This window comes from Shewanella sp. AS16 (assembly GCF_021412365.1).
Taxonomy (GTDB): Bacteria; Pseudomonadota; Gammaproteobacteria; order Enterobacterales; family Shewanellaceae; genus Shewanella; species Shewanella salipaludis.
In genome coordinates, this window is the sequence record NZ_JAKCLK010000003.1 from 302,235 (window position 1) to 324,907 (window position 22,673).

Below are 22,673 nucleotides of genomic sequence, written 5' to 3' on the forward strand. Positions count from 1 at the left end.
CAAGCCGCGCATACGCACGGCTTGTTCATACACTGAACGCCTAATTATTGCAGTTTAGCACGTATCATGGCGCCTATGGCTGCCATGTCTGCACGTCCTTGCACCTTAGGTTTCAATGCTCCCATTACTTTGCCCATGTCCGCCATGGTAGAAGCGCCTACTTCGGCAATAGTGGCATCCAAAATGTCTGCCACTTCTGCTTCAGTCAGAGGGGTAGGCAGGAAAGCTTCAATGACTTGAATCTCTGCTGCTTCGGCCTCGGCCAAGTCGTTGCGACCCGCTGCTTCAAATTGAGCAATGGAATCGCGACGCTGTTTCACCATTTTGGTTAAGACAGCTAGCACCTGCTCATCGGACAGAGATTCGCGGGTATCCACTTCAATCTGTTTAATGGCGGCTAATGCCATACGAATAGTTCCCAATCTCGCCTTCTCTTTGGCGATCATGGCTTGTTTCATATGGTCTTTTAGCTGATCAATTAGGCTCATAACGGATTAGTATAAACGTACGCGACGTGCGTTTTCGCGAGAAAGCTTCTTCGCAAGACGTTTAACTGCAGCAGCTTTAGCGCGCTTACGGGCAGTAGTTGGCTTCTCGTAGAATTCACGAGCACGCACGTCGGCTAAGATACCAGCTTTTTCACAAGAGCGCTTGAAACGACGCAGAGCTACGTCGAATGGTTCGTTTTCACGTACTTTAATAATTGGCATACGCCATCACCCCTTAGGTGTAGGTTGTCTGGTTCAATTGCTCGAACCAAGTGTATTTAAAATGGTGCGAAATTCTATACCGAGAGCCTACCTCTTGTAAACCCCTAAAGCAGAACAGGCCCTGGGCTTAGTTTAGCTTGTGGTCGCAACAACTGGAGTAATAGTGCATCAAAGGGTAGAATCAGCGCCCATTAATGATATGACTATGAGGCAGCATGCGGGTTCTAGGTATTGAAACATCTTGTGATGAGACGGGCATCGCCGTGTATGACGACCAGCAGGGGCTCTTGTCCCATGCCTTGTACAGTCAGGTAAAGTTGCACGCCGACTATGGTGGCGTGGTGCCTGAGCTGGCTTCCCGCGATCATGTGCGTAAGATTATTCCCTTGATCCGGCAGGCGCTGGCCGAGGCCGGCTCCACTCCGGATGACATAGACGGCATAGCCTATACCAAGGGCCCCGGCCTCATAGGCGCCCTGTTGGTGGGGGCGTGTGTCGGCCGCTCGCTGGCCTTCGCCTGGGGCAAGCCGGCGATAGGGGTGCATCATATGGAAGGCCATCTGCTGGCCCCCATGCTGGAAGAAGATGCGCCCGAGTTCCCCTTCGTCGCTCTGCTGGTGTCCGGTGGCCATTCCATGCTGGTGAATGTCGAAGGCATAGGCAAGTATCAGGTGCTGGGGGAGTCTATCGACGACGCCGCCGGTGAGGCCTTCGACAAGACGGCCAAGCTGATGGGGCTGGATTACCCGGGTGGACCGCGCCTGGCTAAGCTCGCCGCCAAGGGCGAGAGTGTCGGTTACAAGTTCCCGCGCCCCATGACCGACAGGCCAGGGCTGGATTTCAGCTTCTCCGGCCTGAAGACCTTCGCCGCCAACACCATAGCCGCCGAGCCGGATGACGAGCAGACCCGTGCCAACATAGCCCGTGCCTTCGAAGAGGCCGTGGTCGATACCCTGGCGATCAAGTGTCGCCGGGCGCTGAAGTTAACCGGTTATAAACGCCTGGTGATCGCCGGTGGCGTGAGTGCCAACACCCGGTTGCGCGAGAGTCTGGCTGAGATGATGGCCGGCATAGGTGGCCGTGTCTATTACCCCAGAGGGGAGTTCTGTACCGACAACGGCGCCATGATCGCCTACGCCGGTCTGCAAAGATTGCGGGCAGGGCAGCAGGAGGATTTGGCGGTGAAGGGCCAGCCGAGATGGCCGCTGGATACCCTGGCCGCGCTGGATTAATCCCGGGTCGATGCGCTCGCTTAAGAGAATAAAAAACCGTGCCATGGCACGGTTTTTTATTCAATGCGGCATTGCATCAGTATTGCATCAGTATTGCATCAGTATTTCAACGGCTCATTTCGAGGTGGAGTGTTTCTTGCGTGACATCTTGCTCTCTTCTCCCCTGAGCAGCCGCTGAATATTGTCCTTGTGGCGAATGATGATCAGGGTCGAGAGCATGGCGACCGGAATGGTGAATCTGTCGTCGAGCCACCAGGTATACAGGGGCGCCAGCAGGGCGGTAAGGATCGCCGCCAGCGAGGAGTAGCGACTGATGAGCACCAGCACTACCCAGGATGCCAGCAGGCATAGCGCCAGATCGTCACCTATGGGCGCCATGGCACCGAAGGCGGTAGCGACGCCCTTGCCGCCTTTGAAGCCGAAGAAGATAGGGTATATGTGCCCCAGGCAGGCGGCGATGGCGATCAACCCCAGGGCGACGGCATCGACACCCAGGCGGTAGGCGATATAGGTGGGCACGGCCCCTTTGAGCATGTCGAACAACAACACCATGACCGCCGAGCTGGCGCCGCCAATTCGGAGCACATTGGTCGCCCCCGGATTACCCGAACCTTGGGTTCGGGGATCGGGCAAGCCGCGCAGCCGGCAGACCAGAACCGCGCTGGAAACAGAGCCGGCCAGATAGGCGGCTACCAGCATCAGTAAGGTCAGTAAAATCATGCTCAAATTGGTTTCCTTACGCGTCTTAAGGTATTATCGCGCCACATCAAGAATATGGCTCCAGCATAAGCCATCGCGTCAATGTGATGGCGTTGATTGGAATGAGAACTTTGGCAGCTTCTGTTCCGTTAGCCGTTATCCTACTTCGGATTGCCGCGAGTAGAAAGGGCTATGACCGAATATCTCAGATTGGCGGCGATTATACTGGCGTTAACAGTTTTAGCTTATCAGACCCGAGTGTCTGGATGATTTGGAGGCGCTATGGATAAGGTTTTGATACGTCGACTCAGGGTCGACACCATAATAGGCATTTATGAGTGGGAGAAGCAGTTGCACCAGAGTCTGCTGCTGGATCTCGACATGGCCTGGGACAACAAGCTGGCGGCGATCCATGATGATTATCAACATGCGCTCTGCTACGAGACAGTGTCCAATCGTTTGACCGCCTTGATCACAGAAAAACCCATAGAGCTGATAGAAACAGTGGCCGAGATGGTTGCCGACTGTGTCATGACGGAGTTTAATGTGCCCTGGGTCAGGGTGCGGGTGATGAAGCCCGGCGCCGTGCCCCATGCCGATGCCGTTGGTGTCGAGATAGAGCGTGGACAATAATAGACGCCCGGCTTAAGTTGGTAGGAATGAGACATGGCACGTATTTACATTAGTCTGGGCAGCAACATAGAAGCGCAGCGTTACATCGCCGAGGGACTGTTGGCATTGCAGGCCCACTTAGGTCGGCTGGGACTCTCATCCGTGTATGAAAGTGAAGCCGTGGGTTTCAATGGCACCAACTTCCTCAATATGGTGGCCGTGGCCGACACTCACTTGGATGTGGCCGCCGTGGTTGCGCTGTTTAAACAAATCGAGCAGAATCACGGCCGCATCGTCGGCGCCAAGAAATTCAGCCCCCGCACCTTAGATCTCGACCTGTTGCTTTACGATGATCTGGTGTGCCAATCCCCGGTGGAGCTGCCCAGGGCCGAAATCGTCAAGAATGCGTTCGTATTGCAGCCGTTGGCCGAGGTGGCGCCTGAGCTGGTCCACCCCCTGGCCGGACTCAGTTACCGCCGGCTATGGCAAGAATACGATAAAGACGCGCAAAAATTATGGCCCGTGCCATTCGCCTGGCCAGCCGGGCTCTCTGTATAACTTTTCCCGATAGGATAACCATGGATAGTATTCAAGTCATCATATTGGCCCTGATCCAGGGGCTGACCGAGTTTTTACCCATTTCCAGTTCGGCGCATCTGATCTTGCCGGCACAGCTTTTGGGCTGGGAGGATCAGGGCTTATCCTTCGATGTCGCGGTCAATACCGGGTCCCTGCTGGCCGTGGTGCTCTACTTCAGGCATGAGCTGCTCACCATGGCCAAGGCCTGGATCACCAGCCTGGTCAAACGTCGGTTATGTGACGAGAGTAAGCTAGCCTGGTGGATCATTCTGGCGACCCTGCCGGCGGTCTTCTTCGGCTTCGCCGCCAAAGACTTCATCGCCACCCACCTGCGCAGCGCCGGGGTGATAGCCGTCACTACCGTGGTGTTCGGCCTCTTGCTTTGGTGGGCGGATAAGATGTCCCGGCATGAGTTGAGTGAGTACCAGTCCGGCTGGAAGAAGGCGCTCATGATAGGCTTCGCCCAGGCTATGGCCCTGATCCCAGGCACCTCCCGCTCCGGCGCCACCATGACAGCGGCGCTCATGCTGGGACTGACCCGGGAAGCGGCGGCACGCTTTTCCTTCCTCATGTCCGTGCCTGTCAGCCTGGGGGCCGCCATGTTGGTGGGCAAAGATCTGGCCGAGAGTGGCCAGGCCATAGATTATCACGCCATGTCACTGGGCATTCTGGTGTCTTTTGTGGCCGCCTACGCCTGTATCCACTACTTTTTGAAGATCATCAGCCGTATGGGGATGATGCCTTTCGTACTCTATCGCCTGGCGCTGGGTGCCCTGCTCTGCGGGTTCATCTTCCTCTGAGACGGACCGTTAACCCAATGAAAATCGGGTCCGGTACCCGATTTTTTTTATCTTAAGGAATGCCGATGAAGCTAGATTTCCAATGTCCCGTGTGTGCTCAGCCGCTGCTGCAACACCAGGCATCCCAAGGGTTTTATTGCCAGAATAAACACCACTTCGATCTCAGTGAGCAAGGCTACTGGGTATTCGTCAAACCCTCGAAACAGAAGCCCACGGGCGACTCGCGCCAGCAGATCCGCGCCAGGCGTTTCCTGTTGGAGACAGGCATCTTCGCCCCCATGGTCGCGCGCCTGGCCGGCATAGTGGGTGCGGCCTGCGCCGGCCGGAGCGAGATGAGCCACCTGGATCTGGATTGCGGTGAAGGCTTCTATCTGCGGGCACTGGATGCCGAGCTGGAGCGCTCGGGTGGCGCCTTGCCCTCGGTGCAGCTGGGGATTGCCGACGCCGAAAATGCGATCTTTGCCGCCGCCAAGGCCAAGACCCCGGGGATGCTGATCCTGGGCACAGGCAAGAAGTTGCCCTTGGCCGACAACAGCCTGGATCTCATCACCCTGATAGAAAAGCCGCTGAAGGGGAAGGAATGTCTGCGCACCCTCAAAGCCGATGGCATGCTGCTGATGGTGACGCCGGGACCACGGCATCTATGGCAGCTCAAGCAGCGTATTTACCCTGAACTATCCGAGAAGCCCTTCGGTGCCAACCTGCCCAATGGTCTGACGCTAACCGACTGCGACAGAGTGAGTTTCAACCTGGATCTCAGCGGCGAGCAGGTCCTGACCCTGTTGGACATGACCCCCTATGCCTGGCGGGCCGGCGACAAGTTGCGCCATGAGATCCAACAGGCGGACTGGCATGGTTTGGAGATAGACTTCATGCTGGTGACGGCACGCAAGGCCGAATGACGGTTATTTGAACAGTCGTGCCTGGGCAAGGATGCGGGAAGCTTCAAAGGGCAGGGCGCCATGGGCGCTGAAAAAATAAAGGCTCCGATAAGCATGCCATCGCTCGGCATGTCACTCGGAGCCTGTTCGCTTAACCTATCTTGGATAGGTTATCTCGACAACTATTACTTCTTGTAAGAAGAAGCCATGTTGTCCAGACGGTCGTTGGCGCGCTTAGCTTCTGCCTGTGCGTCCATAGAGGCTGCTTTTGCATCTCTAACGTCTGCAGACATTTTGCTTTGCTCTGATTTCAGAGAGCCGACTTCAGCTGACAATTGATCAACTTTGTTACCCAGGTTAGCAACGCTTTCTTCCAGCGCAGTAGTGTTTGCACAGCCACCTAGCAGGGCAGTCATTGCTAGACCAGCAATCATCAGTACTTTTTTGTTCATTTTGGAAATCCCTTAAAATAGGTTGGATTTGGATGCCTCAGTTACTCGTACTCAGGGCAACTGAAACCGGCAAATTATGCCATAGCCAATGTAATTTACTACGAATATTAATGCTTGCGCTTATTTACCTTAACGAATATTCATCCAATTGCAAGTTATGGCGTCGCGTTAAGGCTAATGTTAGCAATTTTATGGTATTTTTTTCACAATTCAGCCACCTCAATCCTCTTTTTCGGCGGTTAATTCGACAGTTTCCGCCTTGATTGAGGCAACGGCTTTGACCCTGTGGAGGTGGAGCTGGCGCTTGATATCTGCGCCCTTGAAACCCGCCGCTATGATGGGTCCTACGGCCACTCCGAGGGCGGCCGCGAAACAGGCCTCGAGGTAGTCGCCCTGGGGATAGGCCTGCTGTTCCAGGCCCGTCCTGCCGCGGATATCTGCCTTGCAGGCGAGGATGAGCTGCGTCAGGCGCGCCGGTTTGCGCCACAGATCTGCCTTGTCGAATATCTTCACCAGGGTTTCGGGCTTGAGCAGGAAGGCCTGATGCAGGTTCTGATGTTGGTCACTGACCAAGAGGGCCAGCTCCCGGCATTCATTGGGGATACGCAATCTGTCGCATAGGGCGGTGATCAGCGGCAGGCCCTTCTGCCCATGGCCATGATGCTTGGGCAGGTGCGCCATAGGGCTCAGTGCCTTGCCCAAGTCATGCACCAGGGCGGCGAAACGTACCGCCTTGTCCCGGGTGAGCAATGCCGCCTGCTGCACTACCATCAGGCTGTGGATGCCGGTATCTATTTCCGGATGCCACTGTGGCGGTTGCGGCACCCCGAACAGGGCATCCAGTTCCGGCAGTATGATTTTCAGGGCATCACATTGCCTCAGTACCTCGAAGAACACCTGTGGGTCGTCGCCGCTCAGGCTCTTGTCTATTTCCAGCCATACCCTTTCCGCCGTCAGGGCTTGAAGCTCGCCGCTGGCGCTGATGTCGCGCATCAGCGCCAGGGTCTCGTCGGCAATCTTGAAGCCCAGGTGATGGAAGCGGGCGGCGAAGCGGGCTACCCGCAGCACCCGCAGCGGATCTTCGACGAAGGCCGGGGACACATGGCGTAAGGTTTTTTGCGCTATATCGGCCACGCCACCATAGGGGTCATGGAGTTTACCCTCGGCGTCCCGGGCGATGGCGTTGATGGTCAGGTCCCGGCGCTGCAGATCTTGCTCCAGGGTGACCCCCTTGCCGGCATCACAGCTAAAACCGCCGTAGCCGCTGCCGGTCTTGCGCTCGGTGCGCGCCAGGGCATACTCTTCCTGGGTCTTGGGGTGCAGGAACACGGGGAAGTCTTTGCCCACCTGTTTGTAACCCAGGGCGAGCATTTCCTCTGGGGTGGCGCCGACCACCAGGTAATCCTTATCTTTGACCGACAGGCCGAGTAAACTATCGCGCACGGCACCGCCGACTAGGTATATTTTCACACTGAACCAAGCTCTTGAGTCATCATGGCTCAAGCTTATCATGTATTGAGCAGGGCGAAACCCGGACTCTGGTGATGGCGCGGCCTAAAATCCCTGTTTTCAGCGGACTCATGGGCGCATTTTTTGACAAGTCCCGCGCTTAGCTTTACCTTGAGTCGATGTTTTCAATTAAGGATTAATGGCGGTATGTACAAGGCCTTCTACGGACTGAACGATAACCCATTTTCTATCGCACCCAACCCCCACTATTTATTTCTCAGCGACAGGCATAGGGAAGCGTTGGCGCACCTGACCTATGGCCTGGGAGAAACAGGTGGCTTTGTGTTGTTGACCGGGGAAGTGGGGACGGGCAAGACCACAGTGTCCCGCTGTCTGCTCGGACAATTACCCGCCAATACCGACACCGCCTTCATCCTGAATCCGTCGATGACAGAGCTCGAGTTGCTCGCCACCCTGTGTGACGAATTGCATATAGCCTATGGCGAGTCACCGACCCTGAAACAGCTGACCGACAGGCTCAGCAGCTACTTGCTCGCCAACCATAAGCATGGCCGCAATACTGTGCTCATCATAGACGAGGCCCAGCATCTCAGGCCCGAAGTGCTGGAGCAGCTGAGGTTGCTGACCAATCTGGAGACAGATACCAAGAAGTTGCTGCAGGTGATACTGATAGGCCAACCCGAGTTGCAGCAATTGCTGCGGCGTCAGGAGCTGAGGCAGCTGGCTCAGCGGATTACCGCCCGTTATCACCTCTTGCCCCTGTCGGAAGCAGAAATCGGCCTCTATGTGCAGCATAGGCTGCAGGTGGCGGGGCGGTTCGAGCCGCTATTCCACCGCAAGGCGATCAAGGCGCTGCATAAATACAGCGGCGGCATTCCGAGATTGACCAACTTACTCTGCGAGCGCGCCCTGATGGCTGGCTATGGCCAGTCCAGGCTGCCGATAGACAGCAAGATGGTGACGGCGGCCGCCACCGAGGTGCTAGGGCTGGAACCGCCCAGGCGCAGCTACCTATGGCCGGCAGTGCTGCTGGTGAGTCTCGCCCTGGCATTCGGGCTGTCTTATGCCTGGTTCAACGCCGGCGCCATGGCCTGGTTTGGCGCAGATGCGCAGGCCGCGGCTCGCCCCACAGGGCAAGCCCTGGATTCCGGCATCACAGCCGCCGGAGAGGATAGCGCCGGGGCAGCCGATGCCACGCCGGCAACGGCAGCAGCCACGGCAGCAGCCACGGCAGCAGCCACAGCACCAGCCACGGCAGCAGCCACAGCACCAGCCACGGCCGCAACAAGTGCCATACAGGCCAAACCCGACATGGGCCAGAGGCTGCTCAGGGATGCCATCAACCACAGCCGCGACATAGATACCGCCTTCGCCGCGCTGTTCGGCCTCTGGGACAAGGTGCCCTATCAGGGGCTCAGCGCCTGTCAGGCGGCGGTGCAGCAGGGATTGTCCTGTTACCAGCAGCAGGGCAACTGGTTGTCCCTGATGAGACTCAATTACCCGGCGGTGGTGTATCTGCTGGACGAGAGTCAGCAGGACTTCTACGGTGTGGTGGTCGAGCGTGAGGGCGAGCAAATATTGCTGCAGCTGGGCGAGCAGCGGCTCTGGGTCGACAGAGACTGGTTCAATCGCCATTTCAGCGGCACCTTCGAAATATTCTGGCAAGCCCCAGACTATGCCCCCAGGGAAATCAGCCAGAGTTCGAGCCCGGCCCTGTGGCAATGGCTGGAAAATGCCTTGGCTCAGATAGACAAACGCAGTGCCAGGGTACTGAGGACATTCGACAGCGAGCTTGAACGTCAATTGAAGGGCTTTCAGCGCCAGCATGGGCTCAAGGCAGATGGCATAGCCGGCAGTCAGACGCTGGAGCAGATGAACCTCTATCTCAGCCCAGCTGGACCTAGACTGACAAGAGACGGAGGGCAAGCCTGATGTCGATATTGCTTGATGCCGTGATGCGCAGTAAACAACAGGTGCCCGGTAGTCTGCCGGATGTCGTGCTGACCCCGAGGGCCGAGTATCGCGAGGCCGCCCCCAGGGGCGTCGGCGCCGGACGCTTGGGGTTGCTGGCATTGGCGATAGCTGTGGGTATTGGCGCCGCCTGGGGGCTAAGCCACTTGCACGGGCCTGCCACCGGGGCGCAGTTCAACCACAGTGCCGACTTGGCGGCGCAATCCCAGACTGGCGCTCGGCCAGGCCCCCATTTGAGCAAGGAGCTAAGCTCTGAGCCAAGCAAGGAACTAAGCACCCAGCCGGCTGCCTCCGAGGGCAAGGACTCTGGCGTGCGACTGGCGGGTAGGGTGGCGTTGCCATTGGCCCAGCCTCTGATGCGCCCGGCCGCCACTGCGCCAGTCTCTGGCACTGCTTCCGGCCACCCTATGTCCGCAGCCATTGCCCCGGGCATTGCCTACGCGCAGCAACTGCCCTTGCCCGTCACTGGCGCAAATGCTCATGACGCGGTCGATGAGCCGGCCTACGGGACGCAGGGGGCAAATACCGCGCCGGGCCAGGCCAATGGCGAAGAAGCTGGCGATGAACCTATCATGCTGGGGGCCAATGCCAATCGCCGCGGCTTATCCGAGCTGGAGGCCCTCAGACGCCAGGTCAGTGCCGCCGCCGTCGATGTCGGCCTGGAAACGGCGCAGAGCCGGGAAGAGGATAATCTGGTGGCCGCGTTTCAGACGGCGCTGAAAGATGTCGAGTATGAACATGCGGCCAGCAAGCCCGTCTCGGCGCCAGAGCTGGATCCCATAGTGGCCCCTAAAGCGGATGCCATTCCCAGTTATGGGCAGTTGCCCGCCGGGATACAGCTGCGGGTGCCCGAGTTCAGTATCAATGCCCATGTGTATTCCAGTGAACCGGCGCAGCGCTGGCTCAATGTCGATGGCGCCGAGTTACAGGAAGGTGACAGCATCAAGGGCAGCCTCAAGATAGTAGAGATACGTCCAAGGGATGTGATCCTCGAACTCGAGGGCCATGAGTTTAAGGTGCCGGCGATCTGATGGGCTCGTATGGCCGTGCTTGAATCCCAACCGGCAGAAACAAAGAAGGCGCCCGAGGGCGCCTTCTTTGTTTGACTCTTGGTTAACTAAAGTAGTGTAGCTAAAGTGGTTAAGCTAAGCCGTTAACCGAAGAGCTGGTAACCCAGTAGCAGGGTCAGGCCGTAACCCACGCTGTAACATAGCAGCAATGCCGGTACGTATTTGAGGTAGCTGACGAAGGTCAGCTCCTTGACCTTGCTCATGGCTATGATGCCCGAGGCCGAGCCTATCACCAGCAGCGAGCCACCGACACCGACGGCATAGGTCAGCCCCAACCACTCTGGGGTGTTGAGCACAGGCTCTGCCTTGAGCAGGGCGGCGGTGAGTGGCACGTTATCCAGGATGGCCGAGCCTATGCCTGTGACAAAGTTGGAGACATTGGGATCGAACATGGCATAGGCCTGGGTCAGTAAGTCCAGGGTGCCAATCTCCTTGAGCATGCCGACCAGCAGCAAGATCCCGAGGAAGAATAACAGGGTGTCGTATTCGACCTGACGTATGTATTCGAGGATCTTGATCTCTTCCTTGTCGCTTCTGCTGGTATGGCCGACGAGGAACATCACCGACAACCCGGTGAGGAAGGTCAGCACAGGCGGAATGCCGAACAGTACGTTGAGCACCATGGTCATTATGATGGTCAGGAAGAAAATGGCCGCGATCACCACGTCCACGGTTTGATAGTCGCGCTTTATCGGACTGGTCGAGACTTCGCCCTCGGCCTTGAGCGAGAACAATACCGCCAATAGCATGACGCTGATGGCGGCCGGAATGAAGAGCATCATCAGCTCGGACATGTGCACATGGCCACCGAGGAAGATCATCAGAGTAGTCACATCGCCTGTGATCAGCGAGACCCCGCCCGAGTTCACCGCGAAGATGATCAGCACCGCCATCCGCCGGCGCATCTGCTTGTCGAGTTTGAAGGTGGTCAAGAGCCCCAGGGAGACCAAGGTGGCGGTGACGTTGTCACAGATGGCGGACAGCAGCAGGGAGAAGAGTGCCACCTGGATCATCAGCAGTCTTACCGACACGCGTTGGGGAAAGAGCTTTTGCACCAGAATTTGGATCATGCCCTTGGCGTTGAGATAGGCGACGAAGGTCATGGTAGACATCAGAAACAGCCAGAGGGTGGCAATCTCCAGCAGGTTGTCATCCAGTCTATGTTCGACGATTTTCTCATGGCCTGGATCGCCGGCCGCCATGAACAGGGCTACCCAGGAGATACAACCAAGGAAAAGTGTGGTTTTGGCTTTATTGATATGTGTGACTTCTTCAAAAATAATACTGAGCAAGGCGAGCACTGCCAGTAATATCAGAAAGGTGTAGAGCATAAATACAATTCCAACTGCTGTGTTGATAATCGCTGACCGATAGAGCCAGACCCTTTTTCTGCCGCTGATTAAGCTAAATTTCGCTTCATCCCGAAAACGCGTGCGGATCAGAACATAATGAAGTTGAGAACGCAACTCTTAGCTGCCACTCACTTTTTGGCGCCTCGGCAACGCTTGTGATGGTGGAATATTGAATATCCGGCATCAATCTCTGTATTTTTGTTTATTTACGGTTATTAATGCTGCCGAGTGGTGATGCCAGGTGGGGTTGCAGGTGAATAAGAGGAGAAATATCGACTATTTGGGTGGTATTTTTTGAAAATGCTATTTTGCCGCCGCGGATGCCTTACTTTAACTGGGGTTATTCGTAAAGACTGAAAGACAGGCGAAGCGAAAATAATAAGGGCGGGAAGTTAACTTCCCGCCCTTATTCTCATATTAGTCTGGCCATAGCGCCCGGAACCTATGACTGGGGCGCCATGACGGCCAGGCTGAAGAGCCGTTACAACCTCATGCTCGCGAACACGCGCTCGGCCGCTTCCAGTGTCAGCTGCAACTCATGCTCACCATGGGCCATGGAGAGGAAGCCGGCTTCATAGGCGCTCGGCGCCAGGTAGACACCCTGGTCCAGCATGCCATGGTAGAAGGCGCGGAACTGTTCCATGTTGCACTTGGTCACTTGCTCGAAGCGGGTGATCTCCTGCTCTTCGGTGAAGAAGAAGCCGAACATGCCGCCGACATAGTTGATTGCCAAGGGAATACCATGCTTGTCTGCCGCGGCCTTGAAGCCGAGGGCGATACGCTCCGTTTTGGCCGTCAATGCTTCGTACAGGCCTTCCTCACACAGAGCCTCCATCTGCGCCAGACCTGCGCTCATGGCGATAGGGTTACCGGACAAGGTCCCCGCCTGGTACACTGGGCCGGTCGGCGCTATGTATTGCATCACCTCTTTGCGGCCACCGAAGGCGCCCACCGGCATGCCGCCGCCTATGACCTTGCCCAGGGTGGTCAGATCCGGCGTCACGCCGTAATGGCCCTGGGCGCCGCTCATGGCGACCCTAAAGCCCGTCATCACTTCATCTATGATCAGCAAGGCGCCGAACTCGTCGCACAGGGCGCGCAGCCCCTGGAGGAACCCGGGAACAGGCGGAATGCAGTTCATGTTGCCGGCAACGGGTTCTATTATGATGCAGGCGATATCGCTCGGGTACTGCTCGAACAGGCTTCTCACCGAATCCAGATCGTTATACACGGCGGTCAGCGTATGCTTGGCAAAATCTTCCGGGATCCCGGGTGAGCTTGGCTGTCCCAGGGTCAATGCTCCGGAGCCGGCTTTCACCAGCAGGCAGTCGGCGTGGCCGTGATAGCAGCCCTCGAACTTCAAGATCTTGTCCCTGTTGGTGAAGCCTCGGGCCAGACGGATTGCGCTCATGGTCGCTTCCGTGCCCGAGCTCACCATGCGCACCTGTTCTATGGACGGCACCATGGCGATGACTTTCTCGGCCATCTGCACTTCCAGCGCAGTCGGCGCGCCGAAAGACAGGCCATTCTCGGCGGCGGCCAGCACGGCCTGGCGGATCTTGGGGTGATTATGCCCCAAGATCATAGGGCCCCAGGAACCGACATAGTCGATATAGGCCTTGCCGTCGGCATCATAGATGTAGGCGCCATCGGCACGTTCGATAAACAGAGGCGTGCCACCGACACCGTTGAAGGCGCGCACCGGCGAGTTGACGCCGCCGGGAATGGTTTTCTTTGCCTGTTCAAATAAGCTTTCGGAACGGGTCATCTTAAGTCCTTAGAGTCTTGGCCGGATCAACGATCGGCTTTGCGTGAATACCAATTTACCGGACACTCGTATTTTTCCAGCTGGGTATCCACCCCGAGTGTCAATGCAAACAGCGCCATGCGGATCAACAGGCCATTGTCCGCCTGGCGGAAGATGGCCAGGTTAGGGTGGCTGTTGAGATCATTGTCCAGCTCGTTTGCCTGGGCGCGGGAATCGCGCGGCAGCGGATGCATGATCACTGTGTTGGATTTGCAATGCTGGGTGTAAATGCTTTGGTTCAACCTGAACTTGCCACGGTACTTGTTGGCCTCATCCTGGGACGGGAAACGTTCCTCCTGGATGCGGGTCAGGTAGAGTATGTCGGCCTGGTGCAGATTGCCTTCGAGTTGGTCCGTGACCGTAACCTTATGGCCGGCGTTGGCTATGTCGTCGAGCACATAGTCGGGCATGGCCAGCTCGCCGGGGGAGATCAGGGTGAAGCTGATGTTCTTATACATGCATAGCAGGCGCGACAGCGAGTGCACTGTGCGGCCATGCTTGAGGTCACCCACCATGGCGATATGCATGCCATCGACGCCGCGACCGGCGAAGCCGAGTTCTTTCTGTATGGTGAATAAGTCCAGCAGCGCCTGGGTCGGGTGCTCGTTGGCACCATCGCCGCCGTTGATCACAGGCACTCGGCTGCCTTCGGCAAATTCCTTGACCGAGTAGGCATCCGGATGGCGCATGGCGATCACATCCGAATAGGTGGATAACACCCTGGCGGTATCATAGAGAGATTCGCCCTTGGACAGGGAGGACGAGGCCATGCCCGTGGTTTCCCTGACATGACCGCCGAGCAGGTTGAAGGCACAACCGAAGCTGACGCGGGTACGGGTGCTGGGTTCGAAGAACAGGTTGCCCAGAATGGCGCCTTCGAGCACCTTGGTGCGTTTCTCCCGCAGTGCATAAGGGGTCATGCGGTTGGCAACATTGAAAATAGTGTGAATTGCGTCCAGATCTAACTGGTTTACTGAGAGGATATGAGATCCTTCGAACTGAGTCATCAGCCTGGGTTCCAATTGCTGTGGGCCGTCTTGGGCATTCTGCCTGCCAAAACAGCCCTGATGTTATGTAGGGTGGCTGAGGCGCGATTGTAGCAGAAGCCAAGGGACAGGGAAATAACCGCCGGGGATATTTGCCTGCCCTGGGAGGCATGCCCAGCAGATAATGAGTTCCCGCTAGGTATGCCGGCTGCGGCTTCCGGCTCGGCAATGCCAGGGTCATGCTTTTCCTGGAGTTCGCTACCCGGCAGGGGCATCTTACCGGCATACAGACATCCTATCTCGATAAACATCCAAGCTCGACATAGATTTAATTCTAGCATAGACATCTGGATGGCCATTTGTTAGCTTGGTTGCCTGGGTATGAATTTCATACAAGGCGAGACAACACTTTTGTTAAGGATGGCAGCATGAAACTTGAGTCTCTGGCGTTACATTATGGGTATCGGTCCGAAACGACCACCAAAGCGGCGGCGGTGCCTATTTACCAAACCACCTCTTATACCTTCGACGATACCCAGCATGGTGCCGATCTATTCGATCTCAAAGTCGCCGGCAACATCTACACCCGCATCATGAACCCCACCACTGAGGTATTGGAGCAACGCCTGGCGGCCATGGAAGGTGGCATAGGCGCGCTGGCCGTCGCCTCTGGCATGGCGGCGATAACCTATGCGATTCAGGCGCTGACCCAGGTGGGCGACAATATCGTCAGCAGCAGCCAACTCTATGGCGGCACCTACAACCTGTTCGCCCATACCTTGCCGCGCCAGGGCGTGACAGTGCGCATGGCGGCATTCGACGATTTCAGCGGTCTCGAGGCCTTGATCGACGCCAATACCAAGGCGGTATTCTGCGAGTCCATAGGCAACCCGGCGGGCAACATAGTCGATCTGCAGCGTCTGGCCGAGATAGCCCATCGCCACGGGGTGCCGCTGATCGTCGACAATACTGTCGCGACCCCTGTGTTATGCCGGCCGTTCGAGCATGGTGCCGACATAGTGGTGCATTCATTGACCAAGTATATCGGCGGTCATGGCACCACCATAGGCGGGGCCATCATAGATTCGGGCAAGTTTGACTGGCGCGCCGATAAGCAGAGATTCGCGCTGCTCAACGAAGCAGATCCTTCCTACCATGGGGTGGTATACACAGAGGCCTTCGGCCCGGCGGCATTCATAGGCCGCTGTCGCGTGGTGCCGCTGCGCAACACGGGCGCGGCCCTGTCGCCCCAAAGTGCCTTTTTGCTGTTGCAGGGACTGGAAACCCTGAGCCTGCGCATGGAGCGTCATTGCAGCAATGCCCTGGCCCTGGCCGAATATCTGACGCAGCATCCCAAGGTCAGCTGGGTCAACTACGGGGCCCTGGCACAGAGTCCCCACAGGGATAACTGCCATAAGATCACCGGCGGCAAGGCCTCCGGCATCATAAGTTTCGGCATAGAGGCGGCGACGGCCGAGGAAGGCAAGCTGGCGGGAGGACGTTTCATCGATGCCCTGCAGATGATCCTGCGCCTGGTGAATATCGGCGATGCCAAGTCATTGGCATGCCATCCGGCCAGCACCACCCACAGGCAGTTGGATGCCGGGGAGCTGGCCAGGGCCGGGGTGTCCGAGGACCTGGTGCGGATCTCGGTAGGGATAGAGCACATAGATGACATCATAGCCGATGTCGCCCAGGCCCTGGACAGGGCGACCTCGGCCTAGGAAAGCCGAGCGCGGCTGCCCGTCATACTTGCTCGGAGCGTATCTCCTGCTGCAGCATGGACCAGCTGATCACGCCGACGATCTGCTGCGGTGCATCCTGGTAGATATAGACCTCACCACTGCGTTTGGGTGAGAGCTGCAGGTAAACCTCATTCAAGGTGGCTGTGTCGGGCAGCCCGGCCATGGGATGGCGCGAGAGGGTGGTGCTGTCTTCGAGGGAGTGCATCTCCAGGCTGAGCATCTCTATCACTCCGTCGGCATTGCGCACCAGCACGGGCCGGCCCTCGGCGCGTTTGAGCACCTCCAGCAGCAGCTCGTCGTTGTTATTGACTATCACGAAGCGTTTATCCATCAGGGCCCGCACGCCTTTCTTCTGCAAGCCCAGGTTCACCGGCGCGACCTTGTAGCCCAGGCCCATGATATCCAGCTGGCGGAAGAAGATGGAACTGGTATTGAATCCCTGGTAAGCGATGAGGAATGCCGGGATGGTGACGAACATGGCCGGCAATATGATGGATGCATTGTTGGTCAACTCAAGCAAGGCCACCAGTGCCGCCAGGGGAGCACTCAGACAGACCCCCATCATGGCCGTCATGCCTATGACGGTATAGAGGCCGACATAGGGGGCACTGGAGGGAAACAGGCTGGCACTGACCAGGGCCAGGATGGCGCCGAGCAGGGCGCCTATGCCATAGAGGGGGCCGATCAAGCCGCCTGGGATCCCCAGGCCTATGGCCGCTATGGTGGCAATCATCTTGGCGACCAGCAGGGCGCATAAGAGCACCAGGCTGGGGTGCTCGCCTATGGCCTGGCCTATGGCGAGATCGCCCGTGCCCAAGGCCTGGGGCAACCAGAGGCCTATCAGGGTGGTGATGCCGCCGGCGAGCAGCAGGCGATAAATCAACGGCCAGTCCTGTCCCCTGGCCGTGACCCTGATGAGCGAGAAGTTGAACAGGGCGGCGGCGCAGCCGAGCACCACGCCGCCGAGGGCCAGTATGGGGTAATGATCCAGGGGAATATGGATCATCTGGATGCTGTCGTATTCATGGACATTGCCGAACACCAGCTGGCTGGAAACCGCACCGCAGATGGCCGACAGCATGATGGGGAAGAAGTAATGGATCTTGTATTCCCGTACCACCACTTCCAGCACGAAGATCACCGCTGCCAGCGGGGCGTTGAAGGTGGCGGCGATGCCGGCGGCGATGCCGCTGGCACACATGATGCGCACGCTGTTGTCCGGCAGCTTGAATTTCTCGGCCAGCACGCTGGCGCTGACGGCGCCCAGGTGGATCGCCGGTCCCTCCCGGCCGACGGAAAAATTGGTGCCCAGGGCAAACAGCGCCTGGAAGAACTGCCCTGGAGCGGATTGCAGCGGGATCTTGCCATAGTGCAATTTCACCCTATGCAATACATAGGCTATCCCCATGCGGCGGTAGCGTTTCGAGCCGATTCTGGCGACCAGCCAGATTAAAACTGCGCCGAAAAGTGGCAACAGGGCTCGCCAGTCACCCACTATGGCCGTAAAATCCATCTCCCGGGTCTGGGTATAGTGGTTGGCCCACAGCAGTAACAGGCGGAATAAAATGATCACGCCTGAGGCGAACAGGGCAAATAGCAATGCCAGCAGACAGAGCTGGGCACTGGTTCTGGCCTGGGAGAGTTGATCCCTGAGCTCGTTGCGCAGGTAGCTGCGCGTGGCTATGGCGGTGCGCGTTATTGTGGTTTTATTTATCGCTATTTGCACTGAGTTCGCCTGAATTTCATGGGTTTTGACTCTCGGGGAGTCGATTGTATTTTATATAAGGGTTTGTTAGCTAATGCTAAATTATCATCGTTGGCGCGATCGCCTGCAAGTGCTGGAACGCAAGTTTCGTCCCTCCAGCCTGTATTTGTCTCTGTTGGTGCTGGTGGCCTTCACCTTGGGTGGGTTGAGCTGTTATCAATTGCTGACCAGTGAACAACCTTTGCTCCAACATAACAGCGATAAGGTGCAAAAACTATCGACCCAGGTGCAGGAGCAGGCGCAGCAGCTGGCGAGTCGCAACCTGGAGCTGGCGGTCGAGCGTGAAGCCAACAGCCATATGCAGCAGATGTTTGCCGAGCAGTTGCAGCAACAGCAGGAGTTGCAGCATGAACTGGGCTTCTATCGCAGCATAATGGCACCGGAGAATAATGCCGAAGGGGTGGCCATTCATGGGCTGGAATTGACCCCAGGCTTGCTGGCGGGGCAATACCGGCTCAAGTTGATCCTGACCCAGTTGAAAAAACGGCGCCAGAAGATCAAGGGCAAGGGGGAGCTGACCCTCATAGGAATACAGGAGGGCGAGCCGCTGGAGCTGAGTCTGAGTCGACTGATAGACGGCAAGCTCAACTTCGATTTCCGCTATTTCCAGGTACTGGAAGCCGAATTCAGCCTGCCGGAAGGCTTTAATCTGCAGCGCATCCTGGCCAAGGTCATAGTGCCTTCGAGCCGCTGGACCAAGGGATCCCAGACGGAGCAGAGCTTCGATGCGGCCGAATTGCTGCAGGGCGAAAAAGAACCCAGGGTAATACTTGAACAAAACAGTCAGGTAAAGGATAATTTGCCACAGCAAACTGAAGTAAGAGGTAGTAATGACTGAACAAGCTGACGCAGCAATGCCGATCCAATTTACCGATGCGGCAGCGGCCAAGGTAAAGGGGCTGTTGGAAGAAGAGCAGAACCCTGATTTAAAGCTGCGGGTGTATGTGACCGGTGGCGGTTGCTCTGGATTTCAGTATGGTTTCACGTTCGACGAGAAGGTCAACGAAGGCGACTTTACCATAGAGAAACAAGGCGTGTTGCTGGTGGTCGATCCCATGAGCCTGCAGTACCTGGTTGGCGGCGAAGTGGACTACACCTCTGGGCTGGAAGGCTCACGTTTCTTCGTTAAAAATCCCAATGCCACTACCACTTGTGGCTGCGGCGCCAGCTTCTCTGTGTAAGCGAGCGCTTTTCTGTCCGGGCGCGCGCCCGTGACTGCCGGCTGAACGCCAGGTTTAAGCCGGAAAATGAATCCCTAGCCGTTGCAGGTTGGGGATTTTTTTATGCCCTCAGTTCCCGGCGGCTTAGGCGCCGGGCCCAGGCCTTGGGTTGACGCTCCGCTATCCTGGCGCCGGCAGTAATGAGCCGGACTCAAGCATAATTCCAAGGAATTTCATGTTTCAAATACTGGGATTGTGGCCGATTGCAGAGTAGAATACCGCGCAACCCTACCTATAAAAATTGGCTGCCGGAGTGAGCAATGCTGAAGAAAGAGATGAACATCGCAGATTATGATCCCGAACTGTTTAAGGCGATTCAGAACGAGACCCTGCGTCAGGAAGAGCATATTGAGCTGATTGCTTCTGAAAACTACACCAGCCCACGGGTTATGGAAGCGCAAGGTTCACAGCTGACCAACAAGTATGCCGAAGGCTACCCGGGCAAGCGTTATTACGGTGGTTGCGAATATGTGGATGTCGTCGAGACGCTGGCCATCGAACGTGCCAAAGCGCTGTTCGGTGCCACTTACGCCAACGTCCAGCCGCATTCCGGCTCACAGGCCAACAGTGCCGTCTACATGGCCCTGCTCAATCCAGGCGACACAGTGCTGGGCATGAACCTGGCCCACGGCGGTCACCTGACCCACGGTTCTCCGGTTAACTTCTCGGGCAAGCTGTACAACATCATTCCTTACGGCATAGACGAGTCCGGCAAGATCGACTATGACGAAATGGAGCGTCTGGCCGTCGAACATAAGCCCAAGATGATGATAGGTGGCTTCTCCGCCTACTCTGGCATAGTCGACTGGGCTAGAATGCGCGAAATCGCTGATAAAATAGGTGCTTACCTCTTTGTCGATATGGCGCACGTGGCAGGTCTCATCGCCGCAGGCGTGTATCCCAACCCTGTACCCCACGCCCACGTAGTCACTTCTACCACCCACAAGACCCTGGCCGGTCCCCGTGGCGGGGTGATCTTATCGGCAGCCGACGACGAAGATCTGTACAAGAAGCTGAACTCTGCGGTATTCCCTGGTGGTCAGGGTGGTCCTCTGATGCATGTTATCGCAGGTAAGGCCGTGGCCTTCAAGGAAGCGCTGGAGCCGGAATTCAAAGTTTACCAACAGCAAGTGGTGGACAATGCCCAGGCCATGGTTGAAGTCTTCCTGGCCCGTGGTTATAAGATAGTCTCAGGCGGCACCAGCAACCACTTGATGCTGGTTGATCTCATCGGCCGTGACTTGACGGGGAAAGAGGCAGATGCCGCTTTGGGCAGCGCCAACATCACAGTCAACAAGAACTCAGTGCCTAACGACCCGCGTTCACCTTTCGTGACCTCGGGTGTGCGTATCGGTACCCCGGCCATCACACGTCGCGGCTTCAAAGAAGCCGAAGCCAAAGAGCTGACGGGCTGGATCTGTGACGTACTCGACGATGCCCACAACAGTGAGGTGATAGCGCGGGTTAAGGCTCAGGTCTTGGCTCTGTGTGCCAGGTTTCCCGTTTACGGCTAAGCCTAAGTCCTGTCAGTCAAAGTTAGCACGAGCAGAGGCTTAACCTGAGACTGCAAATAGGATAAAATCCAATGGCCGCACTAGCGGCCATTTTTATTTCCGGGATCTGATGTTCAGGCTAAAATGTCGACGTCGGCTCGAGGTTTGCGGCCCGGCTATTCAGGTAGATCGGACCTACGCCTTAATTCAGTTCGGCAGGAGGCTCAATGCATTGCCCATTTTGTAGCGCAACAGATACCAAGGTCATAGACTCACGCTTGGTGGCCGAGGGGCATCAGGTGCGCCGTCGCCGTGAATGCACCGAATGTCATGAGAGATTTACCACCTTCGAAGGTGCCGAGTTGGTCATGCCGCGGGTGATCAAGCGCGATGGCACACGCCAGCCGTTCGACGAGGAAAAGCTCCAGGGCGGCATGTTGCGTGCGGTCGAGAAGCGTCCCGTGTCCATGGATCAGATAGAACAGGCGCTGAGCAAGATAAAGTCGACCCTGAGGGCCACGGGTGAGCGTGAAGTGAGCTCTGAGATGATAGGCAACCTGATGATGGAGCAGCTGATGCACCTGGACAAGGTTGCCTATATCCGCTTCGCCTCGGTTTACCGTGCCTTCGAAGATGTGTCCGAATTTGGCGAGGCCATCGCCAAGCTGCAGAAGTAAGCGGCTTGTCTACCCAAGGGATGCCACTATGAACTGGTCCGCACTGGATAATCAAATGATGAGCCGCGCCATCAGGCTGGCGGCCAAGGGGCGTTACACCACGCGCCCCAATCCCAATGTCGGCTGTGTGCTGGTGAAAGACGGCCGGATCTTGGGTGAAGGTTTTCATCACAGGGCCGGAGAGCCCCACGCCGAGGTGCATGCCCTGCGCATGGCAGGCGAGGCCGCGCGCGGGGCCACCGCCTACGTGACCCTGGAGCCTTGCAGCCATTACGGCCGCACCCCGCCATGTGCCCTGGCGTTGATCCAGGCCGGGGTGGCGCGTGTGGTCATAGCCACGGAAGATCCCAATCCCCAGGTTGCGGGGCGGGGCAGCCTGCTGCTGCGTGATGCCGGCATAGTCGTCGACCTCGGGTTGTTGGGCGCTGAGGCCTATGGCCTCAACTTGGGATTCATGAAGCGGATGCAAACGGGTTTGCCCTGGGTGACGGTCAAGTTGGCCGCCAGCCTCGATGGCAAGACGGCACTGTCCAACGGTGTCTCCAAGTGGATCACCGGGCCCGAGGCGCGCCGCGATGTGCAGCGGCTGCGCGCCAGCCATTGCGCCCTGATCACCGGGGTGGAAACCGTGCTGGCGGATGATCCCGGGCTCAATGTGCGCCATGGCGAGTTGGGGAGTCTGGGCTTGAGCCTCAGCGAAACCGAGCTGTTGCAGCCCCTGAGGGTGATCCTCGACAGCAGTGCCAGGCTGACGGCCGACAAGGCGCTGTTCGGCATCGACAGTCCCATCTTACTGGTATCCTGCCGGGCCTATTCAGCCGCCCGGCTGGCACAATTCCCCTCCCACGTCAGCTGCCTGCAGCTGCCAGGGGAGGATGGCAGGGTCGACCTTGCGGCCCTGTTGACCCATCTCGGCCAGAGCTGCAACTCTGTGTTGGTGGAAGCCGGCGCGACCCTGGCCGGCGCCGTTATCGAGCGGCGCCTGGCCGATGAGCTCATCCTGTACCAGGCGCCCAAGCTGCTGGGTGGGCATGGACACAACCTCTTGAACTTGAATGATTATCAGGCCATGAGCGAGTTGCCGCACTTCGAGTTGATAGACGAGCGCAAGCTGGGCGCGGATCGCCGCATGACCCTGAGATTCGGTTAGCC

The 22,673-nt window shown here is 57.4% G+C and carries 22 protein-coding genes; 13 read left to right on the plus strand and 9 right to left on the minus strand.

Annotated elements, in window-relative coordinates; all coding sequences use genetic code 11:
• Positions 1-44 precede the first annotated feature (44 nt).
• Together LZP73_RS09860 and rpsU are read right to left on the minus strand one after the other, a co-directional pair.
• Entirely contained in the window at positions 45-488 is a 444-nt protein-coding gene (locus LZP73_RS09860) for a GatB/YqeY domain-containing protein (protein WP_169564471.1), read from the minus strand.
• Positions 489-494: 6 nt separating this feature from the next.
• On the minus strand, positions 495-710 hold the full coding sequence (gene rpsU, locus LZP73_RS09865) for a 30S ribosomal protein S21 (RefSeq protein WP_006080725.1): 216 nt from the start codon (positions 708-710) through the stop codon (positions 495-497).
• Between the two features lie 215 nt (positions 711-925).
• Between rpsU and tsaD the strand changes: the two genes are divergently transcribed.
• Positions 926-1,942: a tRNA (adenosine(37)-N6)-threonylcarbamoyltransferase complex transferase subunit TsaD gene (gene tsaD, locus LZP73_RS09870; RefSeq protein ID WP_169564472.1), complete on the plus strand. Its 1,017-nt coding sequence runs from the start codon at positions 926-928 to the stop codon at positions 1,940-1,942.
• 114 nt (positions 1,943-2,056) lie between these two features.
• On the opposite strand, the gene plsY is transcribed toward tsaD, so the two are convergent.
• A complete protein-coding gene (plsY, locus tag LZP73_RS09875; protein ID WP_425313963.1) occupies positions 2,057-2,662 on the minus strand; it encodes a glycerol-3-phosphate 1-O-acyltransferase PlsY in 606 nt (201 codons plus the stop codon).
• A gap of 261 nt (positions 2,663-2,923) precedes the next feature.
• Between plsY and folB the strand changes: the two genes are divergently transcribed.
• The 4 genes from folB to LZP73_RS09895 all read left to right on the plus strand — a co-directional run bounded on the left by folB (position 2,924) and on the right by LZP73_RS09895 (position 5,534).
• Complete coding sequence (folB, locus tag LZP73_RS09880) at positions 2,924-3,274, plus strand: dihydroneopterin aldolase (RefSeq protein WP_169564474.1); 351 nt, start codon at positions 2,924-2,926, stop codon at positions 3,272-3,274.
• 33 nt (positions 3,275-3,307) lie between these two features.
• Positions 3,308-3,811: a 2-amino-4-hydroxy-6-hydroxymethyldihydropteridine diphosphokinase gene (gene folK / locus LZP73_RS09885; protein WP_234234701.1), complete on the plus strand. Its 504-nt coding sequence runs from the start codon at positions 3,308-3,310 to the stop codon at positions 3,809-3,811.
• Positions 3,812-3,831: 20 nt separating this feature from the next.
• Positions 3,832-4,632: an undecaprenyl-diphosphate phosphatase gene (locus LZP73_RS09890; protein WP_234234703.1), complete on the plus strand. Its 801-nt coding sequence runs from the start codon at positions 3,832-3,834 to the stop codon at positions 4,630-4,632.
• Positions 4,633-4,697: 65 nt separating this feature from the next.
• On the plus strand, positions 4,698-5,534 hold the full coding sequence (locus LZP73_RS09895; RefSeq protein WP_234234705.1) for a putative RNA methyltransferase: 837 nt from the start codon (positions 4,698-4,700) through the stop codon (positions 5,532-5,534).
• Positions 5,535-5,698: 164 nt separating this feature from the next.
• Here the strand turns inward: LZP73_RS09895 and LZP73_RS09900 are convergent, their stop codons facing one another.
• Positions 5,699-5,965 (minus strand): Lpp/OprI family alanine-zipper lipoprotein, encoded by a 267-nt coding sequence (locus tag LZP73_RS09900; protein WP_169564478.1) that lies wholly within the window; start codon positions 5,963-5,965, stop codon positions 5,699-5,701.
• A 219-nt stretch (positions 5,966-6,184) separates the two neighbouring features.
• Complete coding sequence (locus LZP73_RS09905) at positions 6,185-7,435, minus strand: multifunctional CCA addition/repair protein (protein ID WP_234234707.1); 1,251 nt, start codon at positions 7,433-7,435, stop codon at positions 6,185-6,187.
• Positions 7,436-7,621: 186 nt separating this feature from the next.
• On the opposite strand from LZP73_RS09905, the gene LZP73_RS09910 reads away from it, so the two are divergent.
• Complete coding sequence (locus LZP73_RS09910) at positions 7,622-9,367, plus strand: ExeA family protein (protein WP_234234709.1); 1,746 nt, start codon at positions 7,622-7,624, stop codon at positions 9,365-9,367.
• Positions 9,367-10,437: a general secretion pathway protein GspB gene (locus tag LZP73_RS09915; protein WP_234234711.1), complete on the plus strand. Its 1,071-nt coding sequence runs from the start codon at positions 9,367-9,369 to the stop codon at positions 10,435-10,437. The genes LZP73_RS09910 and LZP73_RS09915 overlap by 1 nt, the downstream gene beginning before the upstream one ends.
• Positions 10,438-10,559: 122 nt before the next feature.
• Here the strand turns inward: LZP73_RS09915 and nhaD are convergent, their stop codons facing one another.
• The 3 genes from nhaD to LZP73_RS09930 form a co-directional block, all read right to left on the minus strand.
• Positions 10,560-11,807 carry a sodium:proton antiporter NhaD gene (nhaD, locus tag LZP73_RS09920; protein ID WP_234234713.1) on the minus strand — a complete coding sequence of 416 codons (1,248 nt, stop codon included), beginning with the start codon at positions 11,805-11,807 and terminating at the stop codon, positions 10,560-10,562.
• 502 nt (positions 11,808-12,309) lie between these two features.
• A complete protein-coding gene (gene hemL, locus LZP73_RS09925) occupies positions 12,310-13,596 on the minus strand; it encodes a glutamate-1-semialdehyde 2,1-aminomutase (RefSeq protein WP_234234715.1) in 1,287 nt (428 codons plus the stop codon).
• A 26-nt stretch (positions 13,597-13,622) separates the two neighbouring features.
• On the minus strand, positions 13,623-14,642 hold the full coding sequence (locus LZP73_RS09930; protein ID WP_234234717.1) for an aspartate carbamoyltransferase: 1,020 nt from the start codon (positions 14,640-14,642) through the stop codon (positions 13,623-13,625).
• Between the two features lie 407 nt (positions 14,643-15,049).
• Here LZP73_RS09930 and LZP73_RS09935 point away from each other — a divergent pair, with 407 nt between their 5' ends.
• Positions 15,050-16,345: an O-acetylhomoserine aminocarboxypropyltransferase/cysteine synthase family protein gene (locus LZP73_RS09935; RefSeq protein ID WP_234234718.1), complete on the plus strand. Its 1,296-nt coding sequence runs from the start codon at positions 15,050-15,052 to the stop codon at positions 16,343-16,345.
• A gap of 22 nt (positions 16,346-16,367) precedes the next feature.
• Here the strand turns inward: LZP73_RS09935 and LZP73_RS09940 are convergent, their stop codons facing one another.
• Positions 16,368-18,092 carry a chloride channel protein gene (locus LZP73_RS09940; protein ID WP_234234720.1) on the minus strand — a complete coding sequence of 575 codons (1,725 nt, stop codon included), beginning with the start codon at positions 18,090-18,092 and terminating at the stop codon, positions 16,368-16,370.
• Positions 18,093-18,165: 73 nt separating this feature from the next.
• Between LZP73_RS09940 and LZP73_RS09945 the strand changes: the two genes are divergently transcribed.
• The 5 genes from LZP73_RS09945 (at position 18,166) to ribD (ending at position 22,671) form a co-directional block, all read left to right on the plus strand.
• Positions 18,166-18,969: a DUF6776 family protein gene (locus LZP73_RS09945; protein ID WP_234234722.1), complete on the plus strand. Its 804-nt coding sequence runs from the start codon at positions 18,166-18,168 to the stop codon at positions 18,967-18,969.
• Positions 18,962-19,312: an iron-sulfur cluster insertion protein ErpA gene (erpA, locus tag LZP73_RS09950; protein ID WP_169564488.1), complete on the plus strand. Its 351-nt coding sequence runs from the start codon at positions 18,962-18,964 to the stop codon at positions 19,310-19,312. Before LZP73_RS09945 ends, erpA begins: the two co-directional genes overlap by 8 nt.
• A 299-nt stretch (positions 19,313-19,611) precedes the next feature.
• A complete protein-coding gene (glyA, locus tag LZP73_RS09955) occupies positions 19,612-20,865 on the plus strand; it encodes a serine hydroxymethyltransferase (RefSeq protein WP_234234723.1) in 1,254 nt (417 codons plus the stop codon).
• A 206-nt stretch (positions 20,866-21,071) separates the two neighbouring features.
• Positions 21,072-21,521, plus strand: a complete 450-nt coding sequence (gene nrdR, locus LZP73_RS09960; protein WP_234234724.1) for a transcriptional regulator NrdR — start codon at positions 21,072-21,074, stop codon at positions 21,519-21,521.
• A 28-nt stretch (positions 21,522-21,549) separates the two neighbouring features.
• A complete protein-coding gene (gene ribD, locus LZP73_RS09965; RefSeq protein WP_234234725.1) occupies positions 21,550-22,671 on the plus strand; it encodes a bifunctional diaminohydroxyphosphoribosylaminopyrimidine deaminase/5-amino-6-(5-phosphoribosylamino)uracil reductase RibD in 1,122 nt (373 codons plus the stop codon).
• Positions 22,672-22,673 lie beyond the last annotated feature (2 nt).

Bases quoted from the DNA above. Each gene is read 5' to 3' on its own strand.
- rpsU (WP_006080725.1), bottom strand. From the start codon at position 710: ATGCCAATTATTAAAGTACGTGAAAACGAACCATTCGACGTAGCTCTG.
- hemL (WP_234234715.1), bottom strand. From the start codon at position 13,596: ATGACCCGTTCCGAAAGCTTATTTGAACAGGCAAAGAAAACCATTCCC.
- LZP73_RS09915 (WP_234234711.1), top strand. From the start codon at position 9,367: ATGTCGATATTGCTTGATGCCGTGATGCGCAGTAAACAACAGGTGCCC.
- LZP73_RS09910 (WP_234234709.1), top strand. From the start codon at position 7,622: ATGTACAAGGCCTTCTACGGACTGAACGATAACCCATTTTCTATCGCA.
- LZP73_RS09860 (WP_169564471.1), bottom strand. From the start codon at position 488: ATGAGCCTAATTGATCAGCTAAAAGACCATATGAAACAAGCCATGATC.
- folK (WP_234234701.1), top strand. From the start codon at position 3,308: ATGGCACGTATTTACATTAGTCTGGGCAGCAACATAGAAGCGCAGCGT.
- glyA (WP_234234723.1), top strand. From the start codon at position 19,612: ATGCTGAAGAAAGAGATGAACATCGCAGATTATGATCCCGAACTGTTT.
- LZP73_RS09935 (WP_234234718.1), top strand. From the start codon at position 15,050: ATGAAACTTGAGTCTCTGGCGTTACATTATGGGTATCGGTCCGAAACG.
- folB (WP_169564474.1), top strand. From the start codon at position 2,924: ATGGATAAGGTTTTGATACGTCGACTCAGGGTCGACACCATAATAGGC.
- nhaD (WP_234234713.1), bottom strand. From the start codon at position 11,807: ATGCTCTACACCTTTCTGATATTACTGGCAGTGCTCGCCTTGCTCAGT.
- erpA (WP_169564488.1), top strand. From the start codon at position 18,962: ATGACTGAACAAGCTGACGCAGCAATGCCGATCCAATTTACCGATGCG.
- LZP73_RS09945 (WP_234234722.1), top strand. From the start codon at position 18,166: ATGCTAAATTATCATCGTTGGCGCGATCGCCTGCAAGTGCTGGAACGC.
- LZP73_RS09930 (WP_234234717.1), bottom strand. From the start codon at position 14,642: ATGACTCAGTTCGAAGGATCTCATATCCTCTCAGTAAACCAGTTAGAT.
- plsY (WP_425313963.1), bottom strand. From the start codon at position 2,662: ATGATTTTACTGACCTTACTGATGCTGGTAGCCGCCTATCTGGCCGGC.
- LZP73_RS09900 (WP_169564478.1), bottom strand. From the start codon at position 5,965: ATGAACAAAAAAGTACTGATGATTGCTGGTCTAGCAATGACTGCCCTG.
- LZP73_RS09890 (WP_234234703.1), top strand. From the start codon at position 3,832: ATGGATAGTATTCAAGTCATCATATTGGCCCTGATCCAGGGGCTGACC.
- ribD (WP_234234725.1), top strand. From the start codon at position 21,550: ATGAACTGGTCCGCACTGGATAATCAAATGATGAGCCGCGCCATCAGG.
- nrdR (WP_234234724.1), top strand. From the start codon at position 21,072: ATGCATTGCCCATTTTGTAGCGCAACAGATACCAAGGTCATAGACTCA.
- tsaD (WP_169564472.1), top strand. From the start codon at position 926: ATGCGGGTTCTAGGTATTGAAACATCTTGTGATGAGACGGGCATCGCC.
- LZP73_RS09895 (WP_234234705.1), top strand. From the start codon at position 4,698: ATGAAGCTAGATTTCCAATGTCCCGTGTGTGCTCAGCCGCTGCTGCAA.